The 12,846-nt window shown below is 29.0% G+C and carries 10 protein-coding genes, 1 pseudogene and 1 riboswitch; of the genes and pseudogenes, 7 read left to right on the top strand and 4 right to left on the bottom strand.

What is annotated here, in order from left to right; translation table 11 throughout:
- Nucleotides 1-137: 137 nt before the first annotated feature.
- The 6 genes and pseudogenes from metK (at nt 138) to EPJ72_RS02130 (ending at nt 6,795) form a co-directional block, all read left to right on the top strand.
- A complete protein-coding gene (metK, locus tag EPJ72_RS02155) occupies nt 138-1,325 on the top strand; it encodes a methionine adenosyltransferase (RefSeq protein WP_147730623.1) in 1,188 nt (395 codons plus the stop codon).
- A 262-nt stretch (nt 1,326-1,587) separates the two neighbouring features.
- A complete protein-coding gene (locus tag EPJ72_RS02150; RefSeq protein ID WP_147730622.1) occupies nt 1,588-2,127 on the top strand; it encodes a rubrerythrin family protein in 540 nt (179 codons plus the stop codon).
- Between the two features lie 6 nt (nt 2,128-2,133).
- A riboswitch (TPP riboswitch) is annotated at nt 2,134-2,240 on the top strand.
- A 118-nt stretch (nt 2,241-2,358) separates the two neighbouring features.
- Nucleotides 2,359-3,711 carry a YjiH family protein gene (locus EPJ72_RS02145; protein WP_147730621.1) on the top strand — a complete coding sequence of 451 codons (1,353 nt, stop codon included), beginning with the start codon at nt 2,359-2,361 and terminating at the stop codon, nt 3,709-3,711.
- 137 nt (nt 3,712-3,848) lie between these two features.
- Nucleotides 3,849-4,643 (top strand): hydroxyethylthiazole kinase, encoded by a 795-nt coding sequence (gene thiM / locus EPJ72_RS02140; protein WP_147730620.1) that lies wholly within the window; start codon nt 3,849-3,851, stop codon nt 4,641-4,643.
- Nucleotides 4,644-4,911: 268 nt separating this feature from the next.
- Nucleotides 4,912-6,174: pseudogene (locus tag EPJ72_RS02135) on the top strand (hypothetical protein).
- 24 nt (nt 6,175-6,198) lie between these two features.
- Nucleotides 6,199-6,795, top strand: coding sequence for an OmpA family protein (locus EPJ72_RS02130; RefSeq protein WP_147730619.1), 597 nt, complete (start codon nt 6,199-6,201; stop codon nt 6,793-6,795).
- A 56-nt stretch (nt 6,796-6,851) separates the two neighbouring features.
- Here the strand turns inward: EPJ72_RS02130 and clpB are convergent, their stop codons facing one another.
- Nucleotides 6,852-9,431, bottom strand: coding sequence for an ATP-dependent chaperone ClpB (clpB, locus tag EPJ72_RS02125; RefSeq protein ID WP_147730618.1), 2,580 nt, complete (start codon nt 9,429-9,431; stop codon nt 6,852-6,854).
- Between the two features lie 378 nt (nt 9,432-9,809).
- Between clpB and EPJ72_RS02120 the strand changes: the two genes are divergently transcribed.
- A complete protein-coding gene (locus EPJ72_RS02120) occupies nt 9,810-10,667 on the top strand; it encodes an aldo/keto reductase (protein ID WP_147730617.1) in 858 nt (285 codons plus the stop codon).
- Nucleotides 10,668-10,744: 77 nt separating this feature from the next.
- Here the strand turns inward: EPJ72_RS02120 and EPJ72_RS02115 are convergent, their stop codons facing one another.
- From EPJ72_RS02115 to EPJ72_RS02105, 3 genes are all read right to left on the bottom strand, one after another.
- Nucleotides 10,745-11,560, bottom strand: a complete 816-nt coding sequence (locus tag EPJ72_RS02115) for a 5'-methylthioadenosine/S-adenosylhomocysteine nucleosidase (protein WP_147730616.1) — start codon at nt 11,558-11,560, stop codon at nt 10,745-10,747.
- 114 nt (nt 11,561-11,674) lie between these two features.
- Complete coding sequence (locus tag EPJ72_RS13285; RefSeq protein ID WP_242004884.1) at nt 11,675-11,884, bottom strand: integrase core domain-containing protein; 210 nt, start codon at nt 11,882-11,884, stop codon at nt 11,675-11,677.
- A 203-nt stretch (nt 11,885-12,087) separates the two neighbouring features.
- Nucleotides 12,088-12,606, bottom strand: coding sequence for a transposase (locus EPJ72_RS02105; RefSeq protein ID WP_147730615.1), 519 nt, complete (start codon nt 12,604-12,606; stop codon nt 12,088-12,090).
- Nucleotides 12,607-12,846: the final 240 nt, after the last annotated feature.

Below are 12,846 nucleotides of genomic sequence, written 5' to 3'. Positions count from 1 at the left end.
AATGTATAAAAAATTATATACTATTAAACGTTTTTGTAAATATTTAATGCTTATAGTTAGAATTATCCAAAAAAGTTATTGACTATTATATGAACATAATATAAAATAAAATGATTATTTTAATAAGAGGTAAAACTATGGCTGAAATAAAAAATTATCATTTCTCTTCTGAGTCGGTAACAGAAGGCCATCCTGATAAGATTTGCGATGCTGTAAGCGATGCAGTCTTAGACGAATGTTTAAAACAAGATCCTAATTCTAGAGTTGCATGTGAAACTTTAGCAAAAACAGGAATGCTCATCATTGCCGGAGAAATCACTACAAAAGCTAAATTGGATTATCAAAAAATCGCTAGAGATACCGTAAGGCGAATAGGATACACAAGCAGCGATATGGGGTTTGATGCTGATACTTGTGCGGTTATGGAGTCTATTGCAGAACAGTCTCCTGATATAGATATGGGTGTTAGTGCGGGTAAAGGATTATTTAATTCTGAATCTTCAAATGTTTCTGAAGGTGCAGGCGACCAAGGTATAATGTTTGGTTATGCTATAAATGAAACAGAAACTTTTATGCCTTTAAGCATACATTTAGCTCATAGATTAGCAGAACGTTTAACAAAGGTTAGAAAAGACAAAATTGTTGACTATTTAAGACCAGACGGAAAAAGTCAGGTTACAATAGAGTATAAAGACGGTAAAGCCGCTAGAATAGAAGCTGTTGTTATTTCTACTCAGCATGCTGCAGGTATTGAGCATAAACAAATAGAAGAAGACATAAAAAAACATGTAATAAGTGAAATATGTCCTAAAAATATGCTTGATGAAAACACAAAATATTATATTAACCCAACAGGTTCATTCGTAGTTGGCGGACCTATGGGCGACTGCGGATTAACAGGAAGAAAAATTATAGTAGACAGCTACGGCGGACATGGGGCACATGGCGGCGGAGCTTTTTCTGGTAAAGACCCTACAAAAGTAGATAGAAGTGCTTGCTATATGGCTCGTTATGTTGCTAAAAATATTGTTGCTTCTGGTATTGCTGACAGAGCTTTAGTTCAATTTGCTTATGCTATTGGTGTTCCTGATCCTTTATCTGTATATGTTAATACTTTTGGTACTTGTAAAGTTCATGATGAAGTATTGGCTGCTATTATTTCTAAACAAATTGATTTAACTCCAGCAGGTATAATAAAAACATTAGATTTAAGAAGACCAATATACGAAAAAACTACTGCTTATGGACATTTTGGAAGAGAGCTACCAGAGTTCACTTGGGAAAAAACTGATATAAAACATTTATTTGCTAACCCAACAAAATAATTTTTTTATTTAATAATTTTTTGACATTCAAGGCTTGTTAATATTTAAATATTAATAAGCCTTTTATTATTTTTATAGTAAAGTTTATATTCTAAATTTAGAAAATTAATCATAAAATAAATACACTATAATATAAAATAAACATATTATAATTAGAATTTACTTGATATTTTTTACTATTAAATGTAATATACTTATAAATAAATATTTTTTTATGAACACATTAAAAAATATTAGATACTATTTTGAAGGAGTTATTTATATGGCTGTAAAATCTCTTGAAGAAGTTCTATTTTCTATTTTTCAAGGTGAATCTAATGCTGCTAATAAATATTCTCAATTTTCTAAGGCATCTAAAAATCCAGCTGTTCAAAAAGTATTTTCTACTACAGCATTAGCAGAAAGAATACATGCTGAAAAAATGAGAAAGTTAGCATTAAGAAGTTCCTTAGATATGACAAAATTTATTCCTCAATTGCTTGATGTTGAAATTTCAGATGATAAAAGTAACTTGGAAGTAGCTATTAAAGGCGAAGTATACGAATCTACTATTTTATATCCTCAATTAGCTGAAGTTATGATGGAACAGCAAAATAAATTAGTAAGCACTACTGTTACTTCACTTGGTAAAGTAGAAGTAGAACATGCTAAATTATTTGAGTTAATTAAAGATAAATTTTTGAATACAAATACTGAAATTGTTTTATATTTATGTCCTAACTGCGGAAATATTTATATTGATAAAATTCCAGAAACTTGTGAAACTTGCGGAGGTTCATCTAGGATGTTTCAAAAATATTAATAGAGATATTATATTTAGGGGAGCTTGAAAAGGCTGAGAGTAAGTTTATTAATAACTTAGACCCTTATAACCTGTTGGATAATGCCAGTGTAGGGAAATAATTTTGTATTAAAAAATGCGAGATCAGTTTTCTTAAATTGGTCTCGTTTTTTTATTTTATAATTTTTATGCACTCATTATTTTCATTAAGGTTTCTATAAAAAATTATTAATTTATATAAAGGAAATTTTTATGAATAATGTTTCAAATTCACAAACTATTGTACAAAACAATGATTTATCTAATGCTAAATACAAAAGAGCATCGTATTTAAAATTTATTATTTTCAGTGTTGTAGGTGTTTTTATGTTTTTTATAAGCATAAATATTAATGGTGTAAAATCAATACCTATAGACCATTTAGTTAGTTTTATAAGAAATATTCCATTTGTTGAACCTTATTACGGTATAATAATTACAATGTTTGGCGGAATATATCCGTTTATAAATAAGTCTTGGAATAAAAATAAAACAGAAATAGTATTTTCAATTATTAAGCTTTTGGCAATACCTTTTATTATAATGGCTTATTTCAAATTAGGTCCTGCCGACTTTCATAAACCTAATATGCTTCCTTTCTCATACAGGCTATTAACACAAGTTGCAATTCTTATACCAATAGGTGCTTTATGTTTATCATTTCTTATTGATTATGGTCTTATGGCTTTTGTTGGAATATTTATGCGTTATATAATGCGTCCTATTTGGAAGACTCCGGGCATGTCATCAATAGATGCTTTAGCTTCTTTTATAGGAAGTTATTCTGTAGGGCTTCTTATCACTAATAAAGTTTATAAAGAAGGATTTTATTCTACTAAAGAAGCATGCATAATAGCTACAGGATTTTCTACTGTATCAACTACATTTATGGTTGTGGTGGCTAAGACTTTGGGTATTATAGATAAATGGAATATATATTTTTGGGGAACTTTAGCTATTACATTTATAGTTACAGCAATTACAGTAAGACTTTATCCTTTGAGAAATAAATCTAACAGAGGATATTTAAATAGAGATGTAATTGAAGAGCCTAAATTTACAGGCGGAAACATTTTTAAAAAAGCATTATATGAAGGCGTAAAAGCGGCTGACAAACAAGATAATTTTTTAAACGGCATATTAAAAAATCTTAAAGAAGGCTTATTAATATCAATATCTGTAATGCCTAATTTTATGGCTATAACATTTATAGGTTTGCTAATAGTTAATTATACACCTTTATTTGATTTTATTAGTTATATATTTTTACCGTTTACAAAATTATTAGGATTAGGAGATGAGGCTTATACAGTTGCTAAAGCTTGCTCTATAACAATAGTGGAAATGTTTTCTTCTTCAAGCATTATTATGGATTCGAGTCAATTAGCTAAAAGTGTAATAGCTATAGTATGTGTTTCAGAAATACTTTATTTTGCAGCTCCTATTCCTTGCATGCTTGCTACTGACATTCCAATAAGAATAAGAGATATTATAGTTATATGGATAGAGAGAATAATATTTTCTTTGATATTGGCAGTGCCTTTTGCATATTTATTTTTGATATGATTATTTTAGTTATATTGATTTTTTTGAATTTGTAAAAGTATTATTTGTGTGGGATAGTCCCCACAAATAATATAGATTTTTGTAAATTTCAAAATTATTATTAAAAATATTTATTATAAAAATATAAGGAGTATAAAATGAATACATTACAAAACGAAATAATTAAAGCAATCACAGATATGAAAGCCAAATGCCCATTAGTGCATAACATTACTAATTATGTTGTTATGCAAATTACAGCTAATGCATTACTTGCGGTGGGGGCTTCTCCTGTGATGACATTTGAAAAAGAAGAGTTTGAGGATATGCTTTCTATTGCTTCATCGCTTGTTATTAATATTGGAACTTTAACAAAAACTTCTATTGAGGCTATGCATAGTGCATGCGAAATAGCTAATAAAAAAAATGTGCCTTTTGTGCTTGACCCTGTGGGAGCGGGAGCTACAAAATTAAGAACTAAAACGGCTATTGATTTGATTAAAAATTATAGCCCTAAAATTGTGAGGGGAAATGCTTCTGAAATAATGGTTCTTGCTGGGGAGAGCATAAAAACTAAAGGGGTTGACAGCAGTGCTAATGTTAATATGGCATTAGAATCAGGAAAATATTTAGCTAAAGAATATAACACCGTTGTAAGCATAAGCGGTGAAACTGATATTATCACAGACGGAGATAAAGTTTTGTATATAAACGGAGGTTCTCATTTAATGCCTTTAAATACTGGTATGGGCTGTGCATCTACTGCAATTACAGCTGCTATGCTTGCGGTGTCTGAGCCTTTAATTGCTGCAGCTTCAGCCATGTGTATAATGGCTTCAGCTGGTGAAAAGGCTTCAAAAAAATCTGATGCTCCTGCTAGTTTTGCTGTTGCATTCATTGATGAGCTTTATAATCTTGATATAGATGATGCTTCAAAAAGGGTTAGGGTATAATTTTTTAGCAAAAAAACATTAATTATTTCATTTTTTCTAAGTAAAATGATTTGAAAAATAATATTAATATTATATACTATTACTACTATGTAATTTTTATTTTGAGTTTCGTTATGAGAATAGAAGTAGCAGCTATTGTGTGTTTAATGTTAGTATTAATAATGTCTTGCAAAAAAATAAATTTATTAAGTTTGACTTATATACCGTTGCTTGATTATGGTAGTGAATTTAAATTAAACAATCAATATGAAACAGCATGGATTTAGCAATGTATCTACATATAAAAAGATTATTATTTATATTTCTATTAGCTGTTTTTAATTCTTTTAATTTATTCTCGCAAGTTTTCCCGCCTATAATCCCAACTATTGATTATGGAACTTTTATTAATGCCTATGTAGAATCAACTGGCAGATATAATAATATTCCTAAAGAAACTGTAAATATTTTAATTGAAAGCGAACAGATGAATAAACTTTTTGATGACGGAATAAAAACATTTACATTCGGAGAACTTATGACAATAATCCAAAATCCAGAAAGAGTTCTTGACACTACTACAAATGAATCTGTAATATTATTAGTTGGTACTACATTAGGTTTTTTAGAATTAGCTAATATGCAGCAACAGCAGTTATAAATGCATTAAAAAAGAAAACCGCTTTTAATGCAGCATCTGGAAATAATACAGGTCTTCTAATTCCTATGCATACACCTATAGGAAGTTTTGGTATTAATTTATATAGTGATGTGCCTTTATCTTCTGCAGAAAAAATAGAAAATAATAGAAAAAACGATTATGAATCATTATCTGGATCTTTAAATCTTCTTCCCATTCCTCATATTAATACCTATTTGCAAGTTAATCTTGGACCTTTGCCTTTGGCTCTCACTATTAGGGGCGGAATATCTTTAGGGTTTAAGGATATTTATGGCATAGTTGTAAATGATGTTGAAATAGAATCTTTAGGCTATAATATAGGGGCTTCTTTAAAGGCTTATCTTTTTAGAACTAAATATTTTTTCGGCGATTTAAGAATGGATTTTAATTATGATGAAGGCAATTTAAAAATGTCTGCTAACAATAGAAATGTATATGTTCCTCTTTATTTAGGTTATAATGGCGGAACTGATACTGGAGTTGTATTTAATGGAAATGCATTTTTAGAATCTAAATGGAAAACTTTTGCCTTAAGTCCAAAAATAGTATTTGGTTTTAAGATGAAAGATAAAGTTCCTGTCATACAATATTTAGATGCTTATTTTTCTTGTTGGGGCTGATATTATATTTGGAAGCTTAAACTCAAGAGTGGGCGTTAATGGCATAGGAAGTTATGCTAATATTGTTGGACATGAAATAACGGTTAATGATTTATATATGCCTAATTCAGAAGATAAAATGTATTACAGGCTTTATGACATGAGAGTGGGTTTTCATTTTGATATATTTTATCAGGCTTTTGCTATAGAGTATGGTATATTTACAAAACAGCTTGCTATTTCATTTATACCGCTTAATATAAGGTTTTAAAAAGTTTAAGGGGTTAATAATTTAATGAATTATAAAATATTTTTGTTTGTTTTAATTCCTTTTGTTTTAATAGCCTGCTTCATACCAGAGAGAAGAATATATTTTCCTTGGGATAAACCTAAAAATATTGAAAGCGAATGCAATTATAATTTTGTTTTAAGCACCAATATAAGTATTATTCAAACTGAAAGAGGATATTTACTCAACACGGATAAAGAAATATATTATAAAGTTGGAGCAAAGAAGGCTTATAATATAGAAGATTATACATATGTAATGAATGAAATGATTAGCTTTATGAGCAATAATAGAAATGCTATATTAATAGTGGAAGGGCATGCTGATGAGATAAGCAAAGAAAAATTAGATTTAAATATTAAACTTTCTCTTCAAAGGGCAAGCGTTATAAGAGATGTTATAGTTTCTTTTGGTATTTCTCATCAAAGAGTAAAGATTTACCCATATAGTTATTTTGCACCTAAGTACAGCACTAATACTTTTAAAAATAGAAGAGTTGATTTTGTAGCATTAAAATGTGAGAATCAATTAAGCAATTATAATTATTATTACAGCAATTATTATAGTAATTATTATATTAATAATACAAATTTTAAAAAATAAAAAAAGGCCTAGCATATATTTATATACTAAGCCCTTAATATTGCTTTTATTTAATATTATTTTTCAAAAACCAAACCATCTCCTGATTTTTTCACCTTTATAGTATCTCCTTCTAAATATTTTCCTGCTAACATTTCTTTAGCTAATGGGTTTTCTATATAATTCTGTATAGCTCTCTTTAATGGTCTTGCTCCAAACTGAGGGTCATAACCAATATCAGCAATATAATCTATAGCCTCATTACTTACATCTAAAGTTATTCTTCTGTCTTTAAGTCTGTTTGCAACTCTTACTATTTGATTTCTTACTATCTCAGCAATATATTTTTTGTCAAGTCTAGTAAATGTTATTATCTCATCTATTCTGTTTAAGAACTCTGGTCTAAATGACATTTTTAGTAACTCTTGAATTTTTTCTTTTATGTCATTAGTATCATTAGCTTCAAGAATTAAATCAGAGCCTAAATTACTTGTCATTATGATAATAGCATTTTTAAAATCTACTATTCTTCCTTGTCCGTCAGTAAGTCTTCCGTCATCTAACACCTGAAGTAAAACATTAAATACATCAGGGTGAGCTTTTTCTATCTCGTCAAATAGTATAACAGAATAAGGTCTTCTTCTTACTGCTTCTGTTAATTGTCCGCCTTCATCATAACCCACATACCCCGGAGGAGCTCCTATAAGTCTAGTAACAGAAAACTTCTCCATATACTCACTCATATCGATTCTTGTTAAAGCTTTTTCATCACTAAACAAGAAATCAGCAAGAGTCTTAGCAAGTTCAGTTTTACCAACTCCAGTAGGTCCTATAAATAAAAAACTTCCAAGAGGTTTGTTTTCATCAGAAAGCCCTGCTCTGTTTCTTCTAATAGCATCAGCAACTGAAGTAATAGCTTCATCCTGTCCTACAACTCTTTTATGTAGCACTTCTTCAAGCTGTAAGTATTTTTGTTTTTCGCTTGTAAGCATTTTACTTACAGGTATTCCAGTCCATACAGATATTACTCTAGCTATATCATCTTCAGAAATCTCTTCTCTTAAAAGTCTTTTCTTATCAGAGTTTTTAGCTTCTTCCATAGCTTTTGCTGCTTCTTCTAATTTTTTCTGTAATTCTGGTATTTTACCATATTTTATCTCAGCAGCTTTTGCTAAATTACCTTCTCTTGTATATTGAGTCTCTTTTATATTTAAAGCCTCAAGTTCTTCTTTTAATTTTCTAGTTTCTTCAATTCTTCCTTTTTCATTATCCCATTGAAGTTTCATAGTGTTGCGTTCTTCAGAAAGTTCAGATAATTCTTTTTCTAACTTTTCTAATCTCTCTTTAGATGCTGCATCATTTTCGTTTGAAAGAGCTTGTTTTTCTATATTAAGCTGTAATATTTTTCTTTCAATTTTATCAAGTTCTGTAGGCTGACTGTCTATTTCTATTTTTAATTGGCTTGCAGCTTCATCTACCAAGTCAATAGCTTTGTCTGGTAAAAATCTATTAGTTATGTATCTGTTAGATAAAACAGCAGCAGCAACTAATGCATCGTCTTTTATTCTTACACCATGATGAACTTCGTATTTATCTTTTAAACCTCTTAATATTGAAATAGTATCTTCAACACTAGGCTCTTTACAATAAACCTGTTGGAATCTTCTCTCAAGTGCCTTATCTTTTTCAATATATTTTCTATATTCATCTAAAGTAGTCGCACCTATTGCTCTTAATTCTCCGCGTGCTAATGCAGGTTTTAAAAGGTTAGAAGCGTCCATTGCTCCCTCTGTAGCCCCCGCTCCCACAAGTGTGTGAAGCTCATCTATAAATAATATTATGTTGCCTTCAGATTTTTCTATCTCTGTAATAACAGCTTTTAATCTCTCTTCAAACTCTCCTCTAAATTTTGCACCAGCAACTAATGCACCTAAATCTAAAGCTAATAGCCTTTTATCTTTAAGCCCCTCAGGTACATCTTGAGAAACTATTCTTCTTGCAAGTCCTTCAACAATAGCAGTTTTACCAACACCCGGCTCACCTATAAGTACAGGGTTGTTTTTTGTTCTTCTTGACAACACCTGCATAACGCGTCTTATCTCTTCATCGCGTCCTATAACAGGGTCAATTTTTTCTGCTTCTGCTAATGCTGTTAAATCACGGCAATATTTATCAAGTGCCTGCATTTTTGCTTCTGGGTCTTGGCTATTAACACTTTGTCCGTTTCTTAATGCTTTTAATGCAGTTAAAACTTCTTTTTTACTTATGCCGCTTTTCCTAAGCATGTCGCCTGCTTTATTGTCAGCTTCAACAAGTGCTAAGAATATATGCTCTGTTGATACATATTGGTCTTTTAAAGCATTAGCCTCTTTTTCTGCTTTTGCTAAAACTTTACCAGCATTAGTAGAGAGATGTAACTGCACATTTTCACCTGTAACCTTTACATTTTCATCAACTAATCTTTGAGTTTTATCTATTAATGTATTTATAGGAACGCCTATTCTTTCAACTAATGGCTGAATAAGTCCGTCTTCTTGTTTTAATAATGCAAGAAGTAAATGCTCGCTTTTTATTTCGTTATGGTCTTCACCATTAGCTATATTAGCAGCTTCATTTACTGCCTCTTGAGCTTTTATTGTATATTTATTATAATCCATATTCTAATTAATTGACGGCTCTTAAACCGCCTAACTCCTTTATAAATTAATTGTTTTTATTAAATAATTTTCTTTCAGCATTTAATTACTGTACGCTTATATATATGCAAGAAACGTGCCATATATATACCTTATAATCTATTTTACTATATGAAAAATATCATATTTTTATTTATTTTTTTATTTAATCTTTATAATATGTGTAATTATATACATCTTATAATAGTTATATGTATTAATATTATACTAATAATAAACACCATGTATTATAATTATACATAATCATTATATATCCCCTTCTTGACTTTCATATTTTCTTTTTATATAATAAAATAATAAAATAATTAAATAATTAAATAATTATAAAGGCGTGTAAAAATGAATAATTTCTCTTCTTTAAACGATTCTTTTGTATTAAGCAATGGTTATAAAATTCCTTGTATAGGTTTTGGTACTTGGCAGACTCCAGATGGTGAAACTGCTGTAAACTCTGTAAAAGAGGCTATAAAGTTAGGCTACAAACATATTGATACAGCTGCTATATATAAAAACGAAAAAAGTGTAGGCAAGGCTATAAAAGAAAGCGGTATAAATAGAAAAGAATTATTTATTACAAGCAAAGTTTGGAATAAAGATAGAGGATATAATACCACCTTAAAAGCGTTTGAAAAAACTCTTAATGATTTACAGCTTGATTATCTTGACCTTTATTTAATACACTGGCCTGCATCAGAGCATCAATTTAGAGATTGGGATAATATTAATTTAGAGACTTGGAAAGCTATGACTGAACTTTATAAAAAAGGAAAAATAAAATCAATAGGTATTTCTAATTTTATGCCTCATCATTTGAAATCTTTAATGCAAACAGAAATTAAACCTATGGTTAATCAAATAGAGTTTCATGTTGGTTTTATGCAAGAAGAAACAGTCAAATATTGCAGAGATAATAATATACTTGTTGAAGCTTGGAGTCCTCTTGGTACTGGCAAAATGCTTGATAATGCTTTATTAAAAGAAATTGCTGGTAAATATAAAAAATCTGTTGCAGAGCTTTGCATAAGATGGTGTTTACAAAATAATGCACTTCCGCTTCCAAAATCAATTACCCCATCAAGAATAAAAGAAAATAGTGAAGTTTTTGATTTTAATATTAGTGATGAAGATATGGATACTATAAACAATATAGAATATTTTGGAGGTTCAGGACTTCATCCAGACAAAATAGATTTTTAAATTTGTATATTAAATAATTAAGAAAATAACAATTCAAACATATTTATAAGCGATGATTGAATTGTTATTTATTTTTATTATAATGCTTTAATAAAATCTATAGTGAAATTATTACCCCAAATAGCAGTTTCTGGATTAAAATTTTCATTGTGTAAATCAGTATTTGATAATATTCTTATTCCTATAAAAGGTATATTAAAAGCTCTTGCCACTTGTGCTGCAGCTACGGTTTCCATCTCTTCAGCGGAAGTGTTGTATTTGTTATGAAGCATATTTATTCTTTCTAATTCTCTATTCCACTGGTCAGCAGTTCCTATAGTTCCTTCAATCACTTTGCCGTTTGTGTAATTTATAGTTTTTGCTATATTAACTAAATCGCTGTCACTATAAAATGCCATATTTGTTATAGAATTATTATTCTTATCTCTAAGCCTTTGAACATCATCTAAAAATATCCAATTATTTTGATCGCTGTTTTCTGACTTTTTTGTTCTAAAAGCCCCTATATTAATTATATTAGTACCCAAAACAATATCGCCAGAATGCAAATTAATGTCATGACCTCCAGATGTGCCTTGATTAATAATAATAGTAGGTTTATATTTTTCTATACCTATAGCTGTGGCAGCAGAAGCATTAACAAGTCCGATTTCTGTTCTAGATACTATTACTTTATTTAATACATTTTTTCCTTCTAAAGTTCCAACAAAAAAAGTCCAAGAACCATATCTTTCTTCTTTTACGTCTTTTAAACTTGCTATCATAGTATCAACTTCTATATCCATAGCCCCTTGAACTAATACTATATTTTTATAATTTTCATTACTGTTTGAATTACTATTACAAGATAATAATAATATCAAACTAAAAAACATAATTAATATTTTTTTCATTTGTGTACCCTTTGTGTATCCTTAATTTTTGATAAGTAAGCATTATAATAATATTTGTTATAAAGTCAATAATTATATTAATTTTTACATGCACGGGTGCCAAACATATTGCAGTTAGGAATTCCTTAATTTATTAAAGTATAGCATAGGTGTATCATAATTTAAAGCAGAATGTATTCGTTTATAATTGAAAAAATGATTATATTTTTGTATGTTTTTATTTGCTTTCTGTAAAGTTAATTCTTTAGTACAAAAATCATAAAATTCTTTTTGGTCTAGCCTATGTGTACTTTCTACTACACCATTGTATCTTGGTGTTGCTATAGGAATATATCTCCTCTCTAATTTATTTTTTTAAGCAGTATTCATCAAAAATATTTATTTTAGAGGTATTAATACAGCGATAAGTATATTCCATACCATTGTCCGTTTGTATAGCCTGTATCTTAAAAGGTGAAGTTTTCAATACATATTTTAAGAAAGATAAAGCACTATAAGGTGTTTTATCTTCATAGATTTCTCTCCAACTATAACGAGCAGCTAAATCTACAGCTGTGAATTGATAAACTCTTTTTCTGCCTAATTTGATATATTTTACCGAAGGTACGCAAGGCGGTATCTATTTGAACTATTTTGCCCTCTTTTTGTATTTTAGAGACAAATTTTCGTTTATCATATCGCTTCTTTTTCTTTTTTATTTTGTATCTCCAAAGATTATTTCTTTTTAGTACATTCTCTATAGCTGTAACACCTATATTAATGCCTTCACGATTTAAATATGCTTTAATATAATGCTTACCTCGATATTCTTTAGTATAGAGTTCAATAATTAAATTAATAGCTTCTTGATTATTAAAGATATTTGGAGAAGTTTTCGGTCTAGTGCTAAAATTAGCGACAGTTCCAGTGTCTTTATATTTCTTAAGCCAAGTATAAAAAGTAGATTTATTTATTCCTTCTATCTTTAAAAATCTTTTAATATTTTTAGTTTTTAATGCTTCATCCACTATAAATAATTTAAATTCTGTGCTATAATCTCTCTTCATAGTAGCATCCTTTTTATTTGTTTTATGTTCAAAATATTATAACAAGGATACTGCTTTTTTTATACTAAAAAATGTCCAATATCTCATACTCCTAAACATTTATTATATTATTTTTGTTTAGGAGCCACAGATATTGCACGTTTTTTTAGTTTAAAAAAGTAGGTATTCCTTATAATTTAATTAATTAAAATAAAACAAAAGGAATACCTATGAAAGAATATACTTCAAATCAAAGAAAAT

Source organism: Brachyspira pilosicoli (genome assembly GCF_008016535.1).
Lineage (GTDB): Bacteria > Spirochaetota > Brachyspiria > Brachyspirales > Brachyspiraceae > Brachyspira > Brachyspira pilosicoli_A.
Note: the sequence above shows the minus strand (reverse complement) of the source record. Positions and strands in the feature narration are given on the sequence as shown.

What these genes read in the sequence shown, in the direction of transcription:
- metK (WP_147730623.1), top strand. Translation starts at nt 138, where the DNA reads ATGGCTGAAATAAAAAATTATCATTTCTCTTCTGAGTCGGTAACAGAA.
- EPJ72_RS02150 (WP_147730622.1), top strand. Translation starts at nt 1,588, where the DNA reads ATGGCTGTAAAATCTCTTGAAGAAGTTCTATTTTCTATTTTTCAAGGT.
- EPJ72_RS02145 (WP_147730621.1), top strand. Translation starts at nt 2,359, where the DNA reads ATGAATAATGTTTCAAATTCACAAACTATTGTACAAAACAATGATTTA.
- thiM (WP_147730620.1), top strand. Translation starts at nt 3,849, where the DNA reads ATGAATACATTACAAAACGAAATAATTAAAGCAATCACAGATATGAAA.
- EPJ72_RS02130 (WP_147730619.1), top strand. Translation starts at nt 6,199, where the DNA reads ATGAATTATAAAATATTTTTGTTTGTTTTAATTCCTTTTGTTTTAATA.
- clpB (WP_147730618.1), bottom strand. Translation starts at nt 9,431, where the DNA reads ATGGATTATAATAAATATACAATAAAAGCTCAAGAGGCAGTAAATGAA.
- EPJ72_RS02120 (WP_147730617.1), top strand. Translation starts at nt 9,810, where the DNA reads ATGAATAATTTCTCTTCTTTAAACGATTCTTTTGTATTAAGCAATGGT.
- EPJ72_RS02115 (WP_147730616.1), bottom strand. Translation starts at nt 11,560, where the DNA reads ATGAAAAAAATATTAATTATGTTTTTTAGTTTGATATTATTATTATCT.
- EPJ72_RS02105 (WP_147730615.1), bottom strand. Translation starts at nt 12,606, where the DNA reads ATGAAGAGAGATTATAGCACAGAATTTAAATTATTTATAGTGGATGAA.